The 18,303-nt window shown below is 71.4% G+C and carries 17 protein-coding genes; 4 read left to right on the top strand and 13 right to left on the bottom strand.

Going from position 1 to position 18,303, the window contains the following annotated elements; all coding sequences use genetic code 11:
- Positions 1-2: 2 nt before the first annotated feature.
- The 3 genes from ACQP1N_RS15370 to ACQP1N_RS15360 form a co-directional block, all read right to left on the bottom strand.
- Positions 3-338, bottom strand: coding sequence for a DUF6167 family protein (locus ACQP1N_RS15370; RefSeq protein WP_067793826.1), 336 nt, complete (start codon positions 336-338; stop codon positions 3-5).
- On the bottom strand, positions 335-751 hold the full coding sequence (locus ACQP1N_RS15365; RefSeq protein ID WP_067793825.1) for a DUF948 domain-containing protein: 417 nt from the start codon (positions 749-751) through the stop codon (positions 335-337). Before ACQP1N_RS15365 ends, ACQP1N_RS15370 begins: the two co-directional genes overlap by 4 nt.
- A gap of 108 nt (positions 752-859) precedes the next feature.
- A complete protein-coding gene (locus tag ACQP1N_RS15360; protein WP_242608740.1) occupies positions 860-2,131 on the bottom strand; it encodes a replication-associated recombination protein A in 1,272 nt (423 codons plus the stop codon).
- A 260-nt stretch (positions 2,132-2,391) separates the two neighbouring features.
- On the opposite strand from ACQP1N_RS15360, the gene ACQP1N_RS15355 reads away from it, so the two are divergent.
- Positions 2,392-2,964, top strand: a complete 573-nt coding sequence (locus tag ACQP1N_RS15355) for a TIGR03086 family metal-binding protein (RefSeq protein ID WP_067793823.1) — start codon at positions 2,392-2,394, stop codon at positions 2,962-2,964.
- 37 nt (positions 2,965-3,001) lie between these two features.
- Here the strand turns inward: ACQP1N_RS15355 and ACQP1N_RS15350 are convergent, their stop codons facing one another.
- Together ACQP1N_RS15350 and ACQP1N_RS15345 are read right to left on the bottom strand one after the other, a co-directional pair.
- Positions 3,002-4,237, bottom strand: a complete 1,236-nt coding sequence (locus tag ACQP1N_RS15350; protein WP_084262461.1) for a DUF349 domain-containing protein — start codon at positions 4,235-4,237, stop codon at positions 3,002-3,004.
- 72 nt (positions 4,238-4,309) lie between these two features.
- Positions 4,310-5,056 carry a peptidylprolyl isomerase gene (locus tag ACQP1N_RS15345; RefSeq protein WP_067793821.1) on the bottom strand — a complete coding sequence of 249 codons (747 nt, stop codon included), beginning with the start codon at positions 5,054-5,056 and terminating at the stop codon, positions 4,310-4,312.
- A gap of 207 nt (positions 5,057-5,263) precedes the next feature.
- Here ACQP1N_RS15345 and ACQP1N_RS15340 point away from each other — a divergent pair, with 207 nt between their 5' ends.
- Genes ACQP1N_RS15340 through aspS form a run of 3 tightly spaced genes read left to right on the top strand, consistent with a single transcriptional unit; the run spans position 5,264 to position 9,009 of the window.
- Positions 5,264-5,959, top strand: a complete 696-nt coding sequence (locus tag ACQP1N_RS15340; RefSeq protein WP_067793820.1) for an MBL fold metallo-hydrolase — start codon at positions 5,264-5,266, stop codon at positions 5,957-5,959.
- Between the two features lie 12 nt (positions 5,960-5,971).
- Positions 5,972-7,252 carry a histidine--tRNA ligase gene (hisS, locus tag ACQP1N_RS15335; RefSeq protein WP_433232026.1) on the top strand — a complete coding sequence of 427 codons (1,281 nt, stop codon included), beginning with the start codon at positions 5,972-5,974 and terminating at the stop codon, positions 7,250-7,252.
- A complete protein-coding gene (gene aspS / locus ACQP1N_RS15330) occupies positions 7,249-9,009 on the top strand; it encodes an aspartate--tRNA ligase (RefSeq protein WP_067793818.1) in 1,761 nt (586 codons plus the stop codon). Before hisS ends, aspS begins: the two co-directional genes overlap by 4 nt.
- Positions 9,010-9,099: 90 nt before the next feature.
- Here aspS and ACQP1N_RS15325 read toward each other — a convergent pair whose 3' ends face one another.
- From ACQP1N_RS15325 to ruvC, 8 genes are all read right to left on the bottom strand, one after another.
- Positions 9,100-11,274, bottom strand: a complete 2,175-nt coding sequence (locus ACQP1N_RS15325; protein WP_067793854.1) for a RelA/SpoT family protein — start codon at positions 11,272-11,274, stop codon at positions 9,100-9,102.
- Positions 11,275-11,748: 474 nt separating this feature from the next.
- The gene (locus ACQP1N_RS15320) at positions 11,749-12,273 is read right to left on the bottom strand and encodes an adenine phosphoribosyltransferase (RefSeq protein ID WP_067793817.1); all 525 of its coding nucleotides are present in this window, start codon (positions 12,271-12,273) and stop codon (positions 11,749-11,751) included.
- A 17-nt stretch (positions 12,274-12,290) separates the two neighbouring features.
- Entirely contained in the window at positions 12,291-13,463 is a 1,173-nt protein-coding gene (gene secF, locus ACQP1N_RS15315) for a protein translocase subunit SecF (RefSeq protein WP_067793816.1), read from the bottom strand.
- Positions 13,464-13,465: 2 nt separating this feature from the next.
- Positions 13,466-15,283 carry a protein translocase subunit SecD gene (secD, locus tag ACQP1N_RS15310; RefSeq protein ID WP_084262459.1) on the bottom strand — a complete coding sequence of 606 codons (1,818 nt, stop codon included), beginning with the start codon at positions 15,281-15,283 and terminating at the stop codon, positions 13,466-13,468.
- Positions 15,284-15,333: 50 nt separating this feature from the next.
- Positions 15,334-15,843, bottom strand: a complete 510-nt coding sequence (gene yajC / locus ACQP1N_RS15305) for a preprotein translocase subunit YajC (RefSeq protein ID WP_084262458.1) — start codon at positions 15,841-15,843, stop codon at positions 15,334-15,336.
- Between the two features lie 177 nt (positions 15,844-16,020).
- Complete coding sequence (gene ruvB / locus ACQP1N_RS15300) at positions 16,021-17,103, bottom strand: Holliday junction branch migration DNA helicase RuvB (protein WP_433232020.1); 1,083 nt, start codon at positions 17,101-17,103, stop codon at positions 16,021-16,023.
- A complete protein-coding gene (ruvA, locus tag ACQP1N_RS15295; protein WP_433232017.1) occupies positions 17,103-17,708 on the bottom strand; it encodes a Holliday junction branch migration protein RuvA in 606 nt (201 codons plus the stop codon). Before ruvA ends, ruvB begins: the two co-directional genes overlap by 1 nt.
- A complete protein-coding gene (gene ruvC / locus ACQP1N_RS15290) occupies positions 17,705-18,280 on the bottom strand; it encodes a crossover junction endodeoxyribonuclease RuvC (RefSeq protein ID WP_067793852.1) in 576 nt (191 codons plus the stop codon). Before ruvC ends, ruvA begins: the two co-directional genes overlap by 4 nt.
- Positions 18,281-18,303 lie beyond the last annotated feature (23 nt).

The following is an 18,303-nucleotide window of genomic DNA, read 5'->3' as shown; positions in this document are numbered from 1 at the left end:
GATCAGTGGCCATCCTTGTCGTCGTCGATGATCGTGTATCGCGCCTTGAGCACCCGGCGGGGCGGGGAGCCCCGGTATCCGGGAACCTCGGCGTCCGGCGGGGCCTGGTCCATGCGGACGGCCTCGCGCAGTTCCTCCTCGCGGGCCCGCATCTCGGTACGGACGTCGGAGGCGAAGAGCCTCAACCGCTCCCCGGTGCCCTTCCCCGCCGCCACCGCGCGCACCGTGACCCCCTCGGGGGACAGGCTGCGGGCGACCCGCTCCACGCGCCGCTTGACACGGTGCGTGACGTAGACGCCGGCGCCGGCGCCGACGGAGAGCCAGAACAGCCGCCTCATCCGCGTCCCTTCCCCGAGGAGCGGGCCTGAAGCTGCGGCCGGCCGGACGGGGAGCGCCCGTCGCCGTCCCGGCTGCCGAGGGCCCTGCGGACGCCGTAGGAGAAGGCGGCGGCCTTCACCAGCGGGCCGCCGACCACCGACGTCATGACGGTGGTGACGGCCGAGACGTTCTGGGTGACGCCGGCGACCTGCTTGGTGATGACGTCGGTGCGGCCGAGCTGCTCGTTGGCGCGTTTCACCGTGTCGGTCATGTCGTCCAGCAGGGGGGCGGCCTGGTCGCCGATCTCGCGCACGACCCTGCCCGCCTCGGCGAGCAGCCGGGAGAGCTTCAGCAGGGTCAGCGCGATGAACGAGACGAGCACCGCCCAGAACACGGCCACGATGAGGCCTGCCAGCTGTCCACCAGTAAGCATCAGGGCTTTCCGTTCGCGAGAGTTCGGCTCGGGGCCGGGCATGGCCTGACAGACCTTACCGGTCCGCCGGGCCGTGTGCCGGTCGCACCGGCCAGGCAAGATCGATCATTACCGTTCCCGCGCCTCCCCCGGGGTGCCGCGCAGGACGGACCTGATCCGGGCGAGGACCTCGGTGAACCGCGCCTCGGCGCCATGCCTGGTCGGGCGATAGTACTCCCGTCCGTCCACGGAGTCGGGCGCGTACCGCTGCCGGACCACCCCGCCGGGATGGTCGTGGGCGTACTTGTAGCCCTGCCCGTGCCCGACCTTCGCGGCGCCCTTGTAGTGGGAGTCGCGCAGGTGCCCGGGGACGGGGCCGGCGAGGCCCTTGCGGACGTCGCCGAGCGCGCCGTCCACGGCCGTGATGACCGCGTTGGACTTGGGCGCGAGGGAGAGATGGATCACCGCCTGGGCGAGGTTGATCCTGGCCTCGGGCAGGCCGACGAACTCCACCGCCTGCGCCGCCGCGACCGCGGTCTGCAGCGCGGTCGGGTCGGCCATCCCGACGTCCTCGCTGGCGTGCACGATCAGCCGCCGGGCGATGAACCGCGGGTCCTCCCCCGCCTCGATCATGCGGGCGAGGTAGTGCAGCGCCGCGTCGACGTCGCTGCCGCGGATGCTCTTGATGAACGCGCTGACGACGTCGTAATGCTGGTCGCCCTCGCGGTCGTAGCGGACGGCGGCCCGGTCGACGGCCCTCTCCAGGACGCCGACGTCGATCACGCCGCCGCCGTCGACGACGAGGGAGGCGGCCTCCAGGTAGGTGAGGGTGCGGCGGGCGTCGCCGCCGGCGAGCCGGACGAGGTGGTCCTCGGCGGCGGGGTCGAGGGTCACCGCCCCGTTCAGGCCGCGTTCCTCGGTGAGCGCCCGGCGGATCACCTCGCGCAGGTCGTCCGCGCCGAGCGGCTCCAGCGTCAGCAGCAGGGAGCGGGACAGCAGCGGGCTGATGACGGAGAAGAACGGATTCTCGGTCGTCGCGCCGATGAACGACACCCACCGGTTCTCCACCGCGGGGAGCAGGGCGTCCTGCTGGGCCTTGTTGAAGCGGTGGACCTCGTCGACGAACAGGACGGTCTGCCGTCCGGTCATGCCCAGCTCGCGGCGGGCCAGGCCGATCTCGGCGCGGACCCGCTTGACGCCGTCGCTGACCGCGGAGATCTCCACGAACCGGCGGGACGTGACATGGCTCACGACGGTGGCGAGGGTGGTCTTGCCCGTGCCCGGCGGCCCCCACAGGACGAGCGACATCGGCACGTCCCGGTCGACGAGCTGCCGGATCGGGGTGCCGGGGCCGAGCAGATGGCCCTGCCCGACGACCTCGTCCAGCGCGCGGGGACGCATCCGGACGGCGAGCGGCTGCTCCGCGCCGCCCCTCCCGGCCGCGACGGGCGCGCCGGACGTGGCCGGGGGCGCGGGCTCCGGTACGGCACGGCCCTGCTCCGGCGCGTCGAAAAGGCCCTCCGGCTCGCCCGATTCCGCCCTGCTGGTCACGCTCCGACACTATCTCGCGGCGCGGGTGCTCCCGGACGTCCGGGAACCCTGATGGATCACCTTGCGGATATCGCTTGACATGGCGGCCGGATCGCGGGTCACTGACCACCATGGCGCACAACCTCAGCGGCTACCACCGGACCCTCGACCTCTTCGAGGGCCTGGTCGCCGGCGTCCCGCACGACGCGTGGGACGCGCCGTCGCCCTGCGAGGGGTGGACCGCACGGGACGTCGCAGGTCACGTGACCGGCGGGCAGTCCCTGATCCGGTCGCTGGCCACCGGGGAACCCCCGCCGGACGTCAACCGGGACCCGGCCCGGTTCGTCCAGGGCGACGTCCTGATGAGCTGGCGGGCGGCCCGCAAGGAGTGCGCGGCGGCCCTCACCCCGGAGGCGCTGCTACGCCCCGTCCCGTTCGGGGGGCTCGGCGAGCTCCCGCTGGGCGACTTCCTGGGCGGCTACATCCTGGAACCGCTGGTGCACGCCTGGGACCTGGCGCGCGCGACGGGCCAGCCGTCCCGCCTGGACCCCGACCTCGTCCACCACGCGTTCGCGACGGCCCAGATGGTCGCCGCTCCCCTGCGCGCCGCCGGGCACCTGGCCCCGCAGCTCACGGCGTCCCCGGGAGCCGACGAGCAGACACGCCTCCTGGCCTTCCTGGGCCGCACCGTCCCGCCGGCCTGAGCCACCGGCCGCGGGCGTGGGACGAGCCCCCGGCGGCCTACGAGAATTCGGCGAGGGTGCGCTCGGCCTCCTCCAGCCACGCGCGACGGGCGTTGAGGGCCTCCTCGGCCTCCTTGACGTCCTTCTCCCGGCCGGCCTCGCGGGCCTTGCCGAGGCGCTTCTCCAACTGCTCGATGGAGCTGCGCAACTGGCCGACCGTAGCCTCGGCGCGGGCGCGGGCCTCGGGGTTGGTGCGGCGCCACTCGTTCTCCTCCGCGGCGCGGACGGCGTCCTCGATCTTGCGGAGCCGGCCCTCCAGACGGTCACGCTGGTCGCGCGGGACCATGCCGGCGGCCTCCCAGCGCTCCTGGACCGCGCGCAGCGCCTGCCGCGCCTGCCGGACGTCCCGCACGGGCAGCAGCCGCTCCGCCTCGGCGAGGATCTTCTCCTTCTCCTCGGCGTTCCCGCGGAACTCGGCGTCACGCTCGGCGAACGCGGCACTGCGGGCCTGGAAGAAGGTGTCCTGGGCGCCCTTGAAGCGGGCCCACAGGTCGTCTTCTACGTCCCGGGAGGCGCGTCCGGCCATCTTCCAGCGGCGCATCAGGTCGCGGTAGGCGGCGGCCGTCTCGCCCCAGTCGGTGGAGCCGGACATCGCCTCGGCCTCGGCGACCAGGCGCCCCTTCTCCCGGCGGGCCTCCTCGCGCTGGTCGTCGAGCGTGGCGAAGTAGGCCTTGCGACGCTTGGTGAAGGCGTTGCGGGCGGCCGACAGCCGCTTCCACAGCGCGGTCTCGGCGGGCCGGTCGATGCGGTCGGCGGCCTTCCACTCCTCGACCAGCTGCCGCAGCCGCTCCCCGCCGTTCTTCCAGTGCGTCTCCTCGGCCGCGATGCGCTCGGCCTCGGCGACGATCCGCTCCTTGACCTCGCGGGCCTCGTGGCGGTGCTGCTCGCGCTGGGCCTTGACCTCCTCGCGGCGCCGCCCGACCTGCTCGGTGAGAACGTCCAGGCGCCGGCCGAGCGCGTCGAGGTCGCCGACGGCGTGCGCGCCGGCGACGGCCTCGCGGAGCCGCTCGATGCTGTGCTGCGCCTGGGCGGGCTGCAGATCGGTGGTGCGGATCCGCTGTTCGAGCAGGCCGATCTCGGTGACGAGCGCGTCGTACTTGCGCTTGAAGTAGGCCAGGGCCTCTTCGGGCGCGCCTGCCTGCCAGGACCCGACGACCCGCTCGCCGTCCGCCGTCCTGACATAGACGGTGCCGTCCTCGTCCACCCGGCCCCAGGGATCGGTCGCGCTGGACACCCTTGCCTCCTGAATCGCGGGTCCGGACGGCTCACGCCTTCCGGACCCTCCACACCTTAGTACCCCGTTCGCCTATTTCCCGGCGATCGTGACGTCCTGGATTTCGACCTTCTTCTTGGGCTTTCCGTCGCTCTTGGGGTCCGAACCACCCTCGGCGATTTTCTTGAGCACGTCCAGCCCCTTCGTGATCTTTCCGAACACGGTGTAGTCCGGCTGGAGCTGCGAGTCCTTGTAGACCATGAAGAACTGGCTGCCGTTGGAGTCCGGCGCCTGCGTGTGCGCCATCGCGAGCGTGCCCTCGGTGTAGGTCGCGCCGCTGGTGTTCTCGTTGGCGTACCCGTAGCCGGGCCCGCCGCTGCCGGACGCCGACGGGTCGCCGCACTGCAGGACGTTGAGGCCGCCGCTCGTCAGCCGGTGGCACTCGCTCTTGTCATAGAAGTTCTTCTGCGCCAGGAACACGAAGGAGTTGACCGTGCAGGGCGCCTTGTCGCCGTACAGCTGCATCTCCACGTCGCCTTGGTTCGTCTTGACCGTGGCCTGGACGATGCCAGGGCGGGCGGGCTTGCCCGGCGGGGTGCCGACGTCCTTGACCTCGCCGCTGTCCGTGTCCGTCTTGTAGACGCACTGCGGGCCGGCCGCCGCGGACTTGTCCTCCTTGAGCACCATGAACGCCGCGGCACCGGCGGCGATGACCGCAACCGCGGCGACCGAGCCGATGATCTTGACCCGGCGCGCCTTCGCCGCCTCCTGCGCCCGCCGCTGCTGCTGGCGCTCGTAGCGTTGCCGCGCGAGATGCTTCTTGCGGTCCTTCCCCGCCACTGCCCCGCCCCTCCGCTGTGATCAGGTGAACGTGCAGCGCATAGTAGCGGTACCCGGGTGTGAACGCGCCTTCGCGTCCGGAAGCGCTCCCCGCGGCGGTGGGACGGGTGCGACGCGACACGGCGCGGCCCATCTCGTTCGCGGTGGCCATGGCCGCGCCGGTACCCTCGGACACGCCCACCGAGTTGGTTCCAGGAAAGGACGACCGTGCTCGTCGCCGGGTTCCCCGCCGGATCATTCGCCGCGAACTGCTACGTCGTGGCGCCCGCCGCGGGTGAGGAGTGCGTGATCATCGATCCCGGCCAGGACGCCGAGGCCGGAATCGAGGAGTTGCTGCGCGAGCACCGGCTGAAGCCGGTCGCGGTGCTGCTGACGCACGGTCATATCGACCATGTCTGGTCGGTGGCCCCGGTGTGCGGCGCCAAAGACGTCCCCGCCTACATCCACCCGGACGACCGCGACCTGCTGACCGACCCGGCGAAGGGCCTGTCCCTGGGCGCCGGGCAGCAGCTGTTCGGCGGCCTGGAGCTGGCCGAGCCGGACGACGTGCGGGAGCTCGCGGACGGGGCGGCGCTGGAGCTGGCCGGGCTGACCTTCACCGTCGACCACGCGCCGGGCCATACGCCCGGGTCGGTGACGTTCCGGACACCGCGCACCCCGCAGATCCCGGACGTGATGTTCACCGGCGACCTGCTGTTCGCGGGGTCGATCGGGCGTACCGACCTGCCGGGCGGATCGTATGAGGAGATCCTCGCCAGCCTGTCCCGGGTGTGCCTGACCATGCCCGACGACACGGCCGTCCTCCCCGGCCACGGCGAGCAGACCACAATCGGCCGTGAGCGGGCGACGAACCCGTTCCTCGCGGAGTTGACTCCGGCGGACGGACCCAACAAGGGATTCTGAGCCTAAGAGACCATGAGTTCGAGTTTCCGGGCCCCCAAGGGGGTCAGTGAATACGTCCCGCCGCGCGCGGACCTCTTCTACGCGATCCGGGAGGCGTTCGCCGAGCAGGCGCGGCTGGCCGGCTACGGCTACCTGGAACTGGCCGTCTTCGAGGACACCAACCTGTTCCGGCGCGGCGTCGGCGAGTCCACCGACGTGGTGACCAAGGAGATGTACACCTTCGAGGACCGGGGCGGCAGGTCGCTGACGCTGCGTCCCGAGTTCACCGCGTCGGTGCTGCGGTCCGTCCTGGAGAACAACCTGCACAAGGGCGCGCTGCCGGTGAAGGTGTGGACGACGGGGGCCGCGTTCCGCGCCGAGCGTCCGCAGCAGGGCCGCTACCGGCAGTTCTACCAGCTCGACCTGGAGGCGATCGGCAGCGAGGACCCGCAGGTCGACGCCGAGACCATCGCGATCGCGTCGAACTGGTACCGGTCCCTGGGGCTGACGCGGGTGCGGCTGCTGCTGAACTCGCTCGGCTGCAAGGAGTGCCGTCCCGGCTACCGGGCCCTGCTGCAGGAGTTCCTGCGCGGCCTGGACCTGGACGAGGACACCCGTGCCCGCGTCGAGATCAACCCGCTGCGGGTGCTGGACGACAAGCGTCCCAAGGTGCGCGAGCAGCTCACCGGCGCGCCGCTGATGGCCGACCACCTGTGCCCGGCCTGCAAGGCCCACCACGACCGGGTCCGGGGGCTGCTCGCCGACCTCGGCATCGCCTGGGAGGACACCCCCACCCTCGTCCGCGGCCTGGACTACTACACGCGCACGACCTACGAGTTCGACCACCCGCTGCTCGGCGCCCAGTCCGGCATCGGCGGCGGCGGACGCTACGACGGCCTGTCGGAGGACATCGGCGGCCCACCGCTGCCCGGCATCGGGTTCGGGCTCGGCCTGGACCGCACGATCCTGGCGCTTGAGGCCGAGTCCCGGGAGGGCGGGGGCGCGGCGTTCGCGGCCAAGCCGCGCTGCGAGGCGTTCGGCGTCGCGCTCGGCGACACCGCCGAACGCCGCATGTTCGCGCTCGTCGACGAGCTGCGCCGCGCCGGGATCGCCGCCGACATGGCGTTCGGCGGCAAACGGCTGAAGGGCGCCATGAAGGACGCCGACCGCTCGGGCGCCCGCTACGCCGTGATCCTCGGGGAGCGAGATATCGCGGACGGCGTCGCCCAGGTCAAGGACCTGGCCGAGGGCGAGCAGACCGCCGTCCCGCTCACCGAGCTCACCACGACGTTGAAGGAAAGGCTTTCGAAATGATCCGGACCCACGAGGCGGGGACGCTCCGCAAGGAGCACGCCGGGCAGCAGGTCACGCTGGCCGGCTGGGTCGGCCGGCGCCGCGACCACGGCGGTGTCACGTTCATCGACCTGCGCGACGCGTCCGGCACCGCCCAGGTCGTCTTCCGCGAGGAGGACGCCGCGCACGACCTGCGCTCGGAGTTCTGCGTCAAGATCGTCGGCGAGGTCCGCGTCCGTCCCGCGGGCAACGAGAACCCGGACCTGCCCACCGGTGACATCGAGGTCGCCGCGTCCGACATCGAGGTGCTGTCGGACGCCGCGCCGCTGCCGTTCCCCATCGAGGGCGACGTCAACGTCCACGAGGAGATCCGGCTCAAGTACCGGTACCTCGACCTGCGCCGCGACGCCGTCGCCCGCGCCATGAAGATCCGCTCGGAGGCCGCGTTCCTGACGCACGAGGTGATGCGCGAGCACGGCTTCGTCAACGTCGAGACGCCCACCCTCACCCGGTCGACGCCCGAGGGCGCCCGCGACTTCCTCGTCCCGGTCCGGCTCAAGCCCGGCCACTGGTACGCGCTGCCGCAGTCGCCCCAGCTGTTCAAGCAGCTCCTGATGGTCGGCGGGCTGGAGCGCTACTACCAGATCGCCCGCTGCTACCGCGACGAGGACTTCCGCGCCGACCGGCAGCCCGAGTTCACCCAGATCGACATCGAGATGTCGTTCGCCGACCAGGACGACGTCCTGAAGGTCGGCGAGGACCTCGTGGCGCGCCTCTGGAGGGACATCGTCGGCCACGAGATCCCCCGCCCGATCCCCCACATCACCTACGCCGACGCGATGGCCCGGTACGGCTCCGACAAGCCCGACCTGCGCTTCGGCCTGGAACTGACCGACATGACCGAGTACTTCGCCGGCACGCCGTTCCGCGTGTTCCAGGCCCCGTACGTCGGCGCGGTCGTCATGCCGGGCGGCGCGTCCCAGACCCGCAGGGAGCTGGACGGCTGGCAGGACTGGGCGAAGGCCCGCGGTGCCCGCGGCCTCGCCTACGTGCTCGTCCAGGAGGACGGCACGCTCGGCGGCCCGGTCGCCAAGAACCTCTCCGACGCCGAGAAGGACGGCCTGGCCGCCGAGACCGGCGCGGCCCCCGGCGACGCGGTCTTCTTCGGCGCCGGCAAGCGGCACGCCACCCAGGAGCTTCTCGGCGCCGCCCGCCTGGAGATCGGCCGCCGCCGCGGCCTGATCGACGAGACCGCCTGGAAGTTCGTCTGGATCGTCGACGCCCCCATCTTCGAGCCCGTCGAGGACGACAAGGGCGAGCAGATCGGCTGGACGTCCGTCCACCACCCGTTCACCGCCCCGAAGCCGGAGTACGCCGACACCTTCCACGAGGACCCGGGCAGCGCGCTCGCGGACGCCTACGACCTCGTCCTGAACGGCAACGAGATCGGCGGCGGCTCCATCCGTATCCACCGCGCCGAGATGCAGCAGCGCGTCTTCGACGTCCTCGGCCTCTCCAAGCAGGAGGCCGAGTCGAAGTTCGGCTTCCTGCTGGAGGCGTTCAAGTTCGGCCCGCCGCCCCACGGCGGCATCGCCTTCGGCTGGGACCGCGTGGTCATGCTCCTGGCCCGCCAGGACTCGATCCGCGACGTGATCGCCTTCCCGAAGGCCGCGTCCGGCCACGACCCCCTGACCGCCGCCCCGACCCCGATCACCCCCGAACAGCGCGCGGAAGCCGGCGTGGACGTCATCCCGGAGGACGAGACCGCCGCCTCCTGACCTGGCACTTCCGACGTGCGGAGGGGGCAGCCGCCGGGTGGCGGCTGCCCCCTCCGCACGTTCGGGCTCAGGCGGTGGGCTGGGGCGTTCTCAGCGGGCGGCGCCGCTGGTCACCCGGTAGACGTCGTAGACGCCGTCGATGGAGCGGACGGCCTTCAGGACGTGGCCCAGGTGTTTCGGGTCGCCCATCTCGAAGGTGAAGCGGCTGACGGCGACACGGTCCCGGGTGGTGGTGACCGAGGCCGACAGGATGTTGACGTGCTGGTCGGACAGGACCCGGGTCACGTCCGACAGCAGGCGGGGGCGGTCGAGGGCCTCGACCTGGATGGCGACGAGGAAGACCGAGTCTTCACCCGGGGACCATTTGACGTCGATGAGCCGGTCGGGCTGCGACCTCAGGCTGGCGACGTTGGCGCAGTCGGCGCGGTGGACGGAGACGCCGTGACCGCGGGTGACGAACCCGACGATGTCGTCGCCGGGGACCGGGGTGCAGCAGCGCGACAGCCGGACCCACACGTCCGGCTCGTCGGCGACGACGACACCGGGATCGCCGGCCGGGCGGCTCCGCTTGCGGCGCGTCGGGAGGGCGATCTCGGCGAGGTCCTCCTCGGCGCTCTCCACGCCGCCGAGGGCGTCCACGAGACGCTGGACGACGTGCTGGGCGGAGACGTGGCTCTCGCCGACGGCGGCGTACAGGGACGACACGTCCGGGTAGCGCATGTCGCGGGCGAGGGCGAGCAGGGCCTCACCGGACATCATCCGCTGCAGCGGCATGTTCTGCTTGCGCATCGCGCGGGCGATGGCGTCCTTGCCGGCCTCGATCGCGGTGTCGCGGCGCTCCTTGGAGAACCAGTGCTTGATCTTGTTGCGGGCGCGGGCGCTCTTGACGAAACCGAGCCAGTCGCGGCTCGGGCCCGCGTCCGGCGACTTGGAGGTGAACACCTCGACGGTGTCGCCGTTGTCGAGGGTCGATTCGAGGGGGACGAGACGGCCGTTGACGCGGGCGCCGATACATCGGTGCCCGACCTCGGTGTGGATCGCGTACGCGAAGTCGACGGGGGTCGCGCCCTGCGGCAGCGCGATCACGTCGCCCTTCGGGGTGAACACGAACACCTCGGAGACCGACAGGTCGAAGCGGAGCGACTCCAGGAACTCGGCCGGGTCGGCGGTCTCCTTCTGCCAGTCGAGAAGCTGGCGGAGCCACTGCATGTCGCCGGCCTTGCGGCCGCCGACCGTCTCCTCCTTGTACTTCCAGTGCGCGGCGACGCCGTACTCGGCGCGGCGGTGCATGCCCCAGGTGCGGATCTGCAACTCGACGGGCTTGCCCTCCGGGCCGATCACCGTCGTGTGCAGCGACTGGTACATGTTGAACTTCGGCATCGCGATGTAGTCCTTGAACCGGCCGGGGACCGGATTCCATCGCGCGTGGATCGAACCGAGGGCGGCGTAGCAGTCGCGGACGCTGTCGACGAGGACCCGGATGCCGACCAGGTCGTAGATGTCGTCGAAGCCGACGTCCCGCGCGATCATCTTCTGGTAGATCGAGTAGTAGTGCTTCGGCCGGCCGGTGACGGTGGCCTTGATCCGGGCCTCGCGCAGGTCCGTGGAGACCTTCTCGATCACTTCCTGGAGGTAGACGTCGCGGCGCGGGGCGCGTTCGGACACCAGGCGGGCGATCTCGTCGAACCGCTTGGGGTACAGGGTGGCGAACGCGAGGTCCTCCAGCTCCCACTTCAGCGTGTTCATCCCGAGGCGGTGCGCGAGCGGCGCGAACACCTCCAGGGTCTCGCGGGCCTTCTTCTCCTGCTTGTGCCGCGGCATGTAGCGCAGCGTGCGCATGTTGTGCAGCCGGTCACCGAGCTTGATCACCAGGACGCGGATGTCGCGGGACATCGCCACGACCATCTTGCGGACGGTCTCGGCCTCCGCGGCCTCCCCGTACTTGACCTTGTCGAGCTTGGTGACGCCGTCGACGAGGGCGGCGATCTCGTCCCCGAACTCGGCGCGCAGCTGGTCGAGCGTGTACGGGGTGTCCTCGACGGTGTCGTGCAGCAGCGCCGCGCAGAGCGTCTCGGTGTTCATGCCGAGTTCGGCGAGGATGGTCGCGACCGCGAGGGGGTGCGTGATGTACGGGTCGCCGCTCTTGCGCTTCTGGTCGCGGTGGTGGTGCGCGGCGACGTCGTAGGCGCGCTCGATGAGCCGCAGGTCCGCCTTCGGGTGCGTGTTGCGGACCGTCTTGATCAGTGGTTCCAGTACCGGGTTCATAGCGGGGCCGCGCTGGGCGCCCAGTCTGGCGAGCCTACGGCGCACCCGGGCGGCAGACGGTGGAATCGTGGCCGGCGTGGGCCTGGACGGGGCGTCGGTCTCGGACGCGTCATCGGCGTCCTCCGGGGGGCCGGTGCGCTCGGCGGGGGGAGTCTCGGCTCGGGGGTCGCGGGCGGCGGGGTCCTTCGGCGGCGGGTCTTCGGCGGGCGGCGCGGGCGGCGGATCGCGCCGTTCGGCGCGGTGCGGTGGCACGGTGGACGCCCCGGCCGCCTGCACGGCCCGCTCTCCCGCGGTCTCCCGCACCGGATGTTTCCCGGCCTGGGGCGCCGCGGCGTCGTTCACCGCGCCGGTCGATACCACCTCACCGGGCACCCAGCCTCCCTAGTCCGTTCGGGCCCGTCGTGCACGCCGCGCGGGTCGCGCCCGTTCCCACCGGACCCTGATGGCGCCAGTGTATCCGGCGCCCATTTCGCACTAGACCGTAACCAGTGAATGGACGTCCAGATTCCCCAGTTTGTCGCGTCCGTGCAGGAAGGACAGTTCGAGGAGGACCGACAGCCCGACGACGTCGCCGCCGCATCGCCGCACGAGTTCGGCGGCCGCCCTGGCCGTGCCCCCGGTGGCCAGGACGTCGTCGACGATCAGCACGCGCTCGCCGGCTTCGAGAGCGTCGGAATGGATCTCGATCGTCTCGTTCCCGTATTCGAGGTCATAGGTCTCCTCGCGCGTCGCCGCGGGCAGCTTCCCCTTCTTGCGCACCGGGACGAAGCCGGCGCCGAAGTGGTAGGCGACGGGCGCGGCGAGGATGAACCCGCGGGCCTCGATACCGACGATCTTGTCGATGGTGCCGCGGCCGTGGTGGTTGACGATCGAGTCGACCACGCCGGCGAACGCGACATGGTCGGCCAGCAGCGGCGTGATGTCCTTGAACATCACGCCGGGCTTGGGGTAGTCGGGGATGTCGCGGATCCGTTCCTGGATCAGCTTGCCGAGGTCCACGGTCGACGATCCCCCGCCTAATTGCCGCGCCGCTGCTGCCGCGTCCCGCGCTTGGGCTGCTGGCGCGACCCGGTCTGCACGACCTTGCGCACCGTGACGGTGCTCCTGATGTCGGCGGCGGGCTCACCGGTGGCCGGGGCGCCCTCGCCGTCATCGTCGCCGTCGTCGGCCGGGGGCTTGCCGGACGCGCCCGCGCCGGCCTTGACCTTGGGCGCCTTGGTCTGCCGCTTCGCGCTCTGCTCCCGCCGGGCGATGTTCTCCCGGATCTGCCGGTACTTCGGCTCGCGCTCCTTCAACTGGACGAGCAGCGGCGTCGCCACGCAGATCGAGGAGTACGTCCCGACGATCATGCCGACGAACAGGGCGAGCGACAGGTCCTTCAGCGTCCCGGCGCCGAACAGCGTGGTGCCGATGAACAGGATCGCGCCGACCGGCAGGATCGCGACCAGCGAGGTGTTCAGCGACCGGACCAGCGTGCTGCTGAGCGCCTGGTTCGCGGCCTCGCTGTAGGTGGTCTTGGAGGTCGGGCCGAGCGGTTTGGTGACCTCCTTGATCATGTCGAAGACGACGACCGCGTCGTACAGCGAGTATCCGAGGATGGTCAGGAAGCCGAGCAGCGTCGCCGGGGTGACCTCGAAGCCGGACCAGGCGTAGACGCCCGCCGTGATGACGAGGTCGTGGACCAGCGCGACCACCGCCGCCATGGCCATCCGCCACTCGAACGCCACCGACAGGTAGCCGATGATCAGGATCATGAAGACGGCCAGCGCCTGCCAGGCCTTCTTCTGGATCTCGCCGCCCCACGAGGCGCCGACGACCTGGGTGCTGACCTTGCCCGCCGGGACCTTCAGTTCCTGGGCGATGTTCGACTTGACCTCGGTGACGTGCGAGGACGACATGCTCTCGGTCGTCACCCGCCAGTCGCCGCCCGCCTTCTGCACGATCGCCTGGTGGGCGCCGCCGCCGGTGACGGCGGTGCGCACCTGCTCGATCGAGGCGCTGGGCGCCTTGAAGGTGAAGACGGAACCGCCCTTGAACTCCACGCCGAAGTTCAGGCCCTGGACGAGCAGGCCGGCGATCGACAGCACCAGCAGCAGCCCGGAGATCGTGTACCAGATCTTCGGGCGGCCGACGATGTCGGCGCTGATCTCGCCCCGGTAGATCCGCGAGGTGACCGTGCGCAGTCCCATGGTCAGGCCTCCTGGCTGGTCGACGGGGCGGTGGTGGCGGACGGCTTGCTCGCCGCGCGGTGCAGCCGCCTTGGATCGAGCCCGGACATCGGATGGCCGCGGCCGAAGAACTTGGTGCGCGACAGCAGCGCGACCATCGGCTTGGTGAAGAAGAACACCACCACGATGTCGATGAGCGTCGTGAGGCCCATCGCGAACGCGAACCCGGCGACGCCGCCGACCGCGAGGAAGTACAGCACGAGCGCGGCCAGGAAGGTGACGGCGTCGGCGACGAGAATGGTGCGCCGCGCCCGCTTCCAGGCGTTCTCGACCGACGAGCGCAGCTTGCGGCCGGCTCTCAGCTCGTCCCGCAGGCGCTCGAAGTAGACGATGAACGAGTCGGCGGTGATGCCGATCGAGACGATCAGGCCGATGATGTGCGGCAGCGAGAGCCGGAAGCCCATCCCCTCACCGAGGATCACCACCGCGAGGTAGGTGATGGCGGACGCCACGACCAGGCTGGACACCGCCACCAGGCCGAGGCCCCGGTAGTAGAACAGGCAGTAGAGGACCACCAGCCCGAGGCCGATCGCCCCGGCGGTCAGGCCGCCGGCCAGCTGGTCGGAGCCCAGCGTGGACGACACCTCGTCGATGGAGCTCTGCTTGAACTCCAGCGGCAGCGCCCCGTACTTGAGCACGTTGGCGAGGTCGGTGGCGTACTGCTGGGTGAAGCTCTCGGGCGGCCCGTCGATCCTGGCGGTGCCGCCGGTGATCGCGCCCTCCCGGATGCCGGGCGCCGAGACGACCTGCCCGTCCAGGACGATCGCGACCTGCGCCTGCGGGGAGTTGGGGTCCTGCTGGTAGGCGCGGGAGGCGTCGGTGGTGATCTCGCCGAACTGGCGGGCGCCCTTGCCGTCGAACTTCAGCGACACCGACCAGCTGGGCTCGCCCTGCTGCGGGTTCGGCGGCATCGCGGTGGCCGCGTCGACGTTCTCGCCGAGCACCCGGACGGGCCCGAGGATGTACTTGGAGACCTGGCCGTTCTCCTCGTTCTGGTCGCAGGCGGCGACGAACTTGCGGTTCGGGTCGTTCGCACCGGGGGTGTGCCGGTCCCCCTTGTAGCAGTCGAGCGACTCGAACTGCTGGATGACGGCCTTGTCGGTCACGCCCGGGTAGCCCTGCGCGGGTGGCGTCGGCTGCCCGGACGGCACCGTCAGCGGCGACGACGGCGTCGGCTGCGGCTGCGGGTCCCCCGAGGCGGGCGGCTTCGGCGTCGGGGCGGTCAGCGCCCCCGACAGGGCCCGGCCACGCGGGGTGGACGACGTGGACGGCGAGGCGCTCCCGGACGGGGACGCCGACGACCCGGACGGGGACGGCGACGGCGACGGGCTCTTGCCCTTGTCCTTCTTGCCCTTGTCCTTGATGGAGGGGATCGGGTTCGGCACGGCCCCCTTGGGCTTGCCGTCCGCCGCCGCGAACACCTGGCGGAACTGCAGCTTCGCCGTGGTCCCGATGAGGTTGACGACGCGCCCCTGCCCCTCGCCCGGGACGTTCACCACGATGTTGTTGCTGCCCTGCTTGGCGACCTCCGCGTCGGACACCCCCAGGCCGTTGACCCGCTGGGTCATGATCTTGACGGCCTGGTTCATCTGCTCGGGCGGAGGGTTCTTGCCGTTCGCGGTCTTGGCCGTGAGCGTCACGGTCGTCCCGCCGGCCAGGTCCAGGCCGAGCTTGGGCGTCGTCTGGCCCTGCCAGACCGCCAGGCCGGCGAGGACGACCAGCGTCGCGAACAGTGCGAGGAGCGTGCGCCCGGGTTTGGGAGCGTAGTTGGGCGAAGCCACTGTCGTCTTAACTTCCCGTCTTTGGTCAGCGCCGTGGGAGTGTCAGAAGGTCATGCGGACGGCTTGTCCGCCGCCTTGACCTTCGTCTTCTCCTCCGGCTTGGACGCGGGCCCCCCGTCCTCGTCCACCGCGGTGTCCTTCGTCTCCGTGCCGTCCTCGGTGTCGCCGTCCTTGGACAGGTCGACCTCGGAGCCGTCCTTGGTGAGGTCGACGGTGCCGTCCTCGTCTCCCTCACCGGGGTCCTCGTCGAGGTCCTCGGAGTCGGAGTCCTTGAGGATCTGCATGACGGCCTGCTTGACGAAGCGCACCTCGACACCGTCGGCGATCTCCAGGAGAACGCCGTCGTCGTCGACCTCCACGACGGTGGCGCGGATACCGCTGGTCGTCACCACGCGGACACCGGGCTGGAGGTCGTTCTGCATCTGCATCTGCTCTTTGCGGCGCTTGCTCTGCGGCCGGATGAGCAGGAAGTAGAAGACCAGAGGAACGGCGAGCAGCAGGAGCAGGTTGAACGGCCCGCTACCGCCTGAACTCGCCGCAAGAATCATGTCGCTGCCCATTACCGGGGCATCCTTCCGATGTCGATTACCAGCCTGTGACCGGATCGGTCACGTCCACGGGGACCGCCGGCTGGAGACGGTGAACCAAGTCCCGGAGTCTAGAGAGTACGCGAGACCCCGGCAACGACGCGACGATCGGCGACGCCGGGAAGTTCCCAACCCGTTATCAGATGATCACTATTCGGGCGGGGCGGCGTCCTCGTCCACGTCGAACAGGGTGCCCGCCATCGGCGCCGTGGGCGGCTGAGGCAGCCCCAGGTGCGCCCACGCGGCGGCGGTGGCGACGCGTCCGCGCGGCGTCCGCGCCAGCAGTCCCTGCCGGACGAGGAACGGCTCGGCGACGACCTCCACGGTCTCCGGCTCCTCCCCCACCGACACGGCGAGGGTGGACAGGCCCACGGGCCCGCCGCCGAACTTGCGCATCAGCGACTCCAGGACGGATCGGTCGAGCCGGTCCAGTCCCCGTTCGTCCACCTCGTACAACGCGAGGGCGGCCCGCGCCGATTCCTGCGTGATGATCCCGTCGGCGCGGACCTCGGCGTAGTCGCGGACGCGGCGCAGCAGCCGGTTGGCGATGCGGGGCGTGCCGCGGGAGCGCCGGGCGACCTCGGCGGCGGCGTCGTCGGCGATCTCCACGTCCAGCAGCCGCGCCGACCGCCGGACGATGACCTCCAGTTCGGCGGGCTCGTAGAAGTCCATGTGCGCGACGAAACCGAACCGGTCGCGCAGCGGGCCGGGCAGCATGCCCGCCCGGGTGGTCGCCCCGACCAGGGTGAACGGCGCGATGTCCAGCGGGATCGCGGTCGCGCCCGGCCCCTTGCCCACCACGACGTCGACGCGGAAGTCCTCCATCGCCATGTAGAGCATCTCCTCGGCGGGACGCGCGAGGCGGTGGATCTCGTCCAGGAACAGCACCTCGCCCTCGGCGAGCGTCGACAGCACCGCCGCGAGGTCGCCCGCCCGCTCGATCGCGGGCCCGGAGGAGATCCGCAGCGGCTGCCCCAGCTCCGCCGCGATGATCATCGCGAGGGTGGTCTTGCCGAGGCCCGGCCCGCCCGACAGCAGCACGTGGTCGGGCGTCCGGCCGCGCCGCAGCGCGCTGTGCAGCACCAGCGAGAGCTGCTCGCGCACGCGTTCCTGGCCGACGAAGTCGTCCAGCTTCTTCGGCCGCAGCGCGGCCTCGATCCGCTGCTCCTCGGCCCCGTCGGCAGCCGCCGAGACGAGCCGCTCGAATTCATCGCCGCCGTTGCCGCCGCTCATTATTTGCTGAGTTTCTTGAGCGCGGACTTCAGCAGGACGGCGACCGGGGGCGTCTCGGCGCCGTCGAGGTCGGCGGCGACGGCGTCCACGGCGGCGTCGGCGTCCTTGGCCGACCAGCCGAGGTTGATCAGGCCCATCTGCACCTGTTCCCGCCACGCCTCGGCGCGGGCGGGCGTGCGCACCTCGCCGGCGCCGTCGCCGATCGGGCCGCCGAGGCGGTCCCTGAGCTCCAGGACGATGCGCTGGGCGCCCTTCTTGCCGATGCCGGGGACCCTGGTGAGCGCGGTGACGTCCTCGGCGGCCACCGCGCGGCGCAGTGCATCGGGCGTGTGGACCGCCAGCATCGCCAGTGCGAGCCGGGGCCCGATGCCGCTCGCGGTCTGCAGCAGCTCGAACACCGTGCGCTCGTCGTCGTCGGCGAACCCGAACAGGGTGAGGGAGTCCTCGCGGACGATGAGGGAGGTCGGCACGTGCGCCTGCTCGCCGACCCGCAGCCCGGCGAGGGTGGCGGGCGTGCACTGCACCGCGAGGCCGACACCGTGCACGTCGATCACCGCCCCGTCCGGCCCGGCGGCGGCCACCCGGCCGCTGACGAAGGCGATCATTGGCTGCTTCCTCCTCTGTTGCGGGCGGCGAGCCGCGCGCGTTCGGCGCGGGCCGCCTCCTCGATGCGCGACCGCTGCGCCTGTGCGAGCCGCTGCTGCGCTCCCCCGCGCCACACGTGGCAGATGGCCAGCGCGAGCGCGTCGGCCGCGTCCGCCGGGCTGGGGGCCGTCTCCAGGGACAGCAGCCGGGTCACCATCCGGGTCACCTGCGCCTTGTCGGCGCGTCCGTTCCCGGTGACGGCCGCCTTGGCCTCGCTCGGGGTGTGCAGCGCGACGGGCAGCCCGCGGCGGGCCGCCGCCAGCATCGCGATGCCGGCGGCCTGCGCGGTCCCCATCACGGTGCGGACGTTGTGCTGGGAGAACACGCGCTCGACGGCGACGGCGTCCGGGCGGAACTCGTCCATCAGCGCCTCGACGCCCGCCTCGATGCCCATCAGGCGCAGGGCGTGGTCCTCGTCGGCGCCGGTCCGCACGACCGACACGTGCACCAGGTGGAGCCGCTTGCCGGGGGCGCCCTCGACGACTCCCACCCCGCACCGGGTGAGCCCGGGGTCCACCCCCATCACCCGCACGGCCACTCCTTCGATCATCTGTT

This window comes from Actinomadura formosensis (assembly GCF_050948385.1).
Classification (GTDB): domain Bacteria; phylum Actinomycetota; class Actinomycetes; order Streptosporangiales; family Streptosporangiaceae; genus Spirillospora; species Spirillospora formosensis.
Note: the sequence above shows the minus strand (reverse complement) of the source record. Positions and strands in the feature narration are given on the sequence as shown.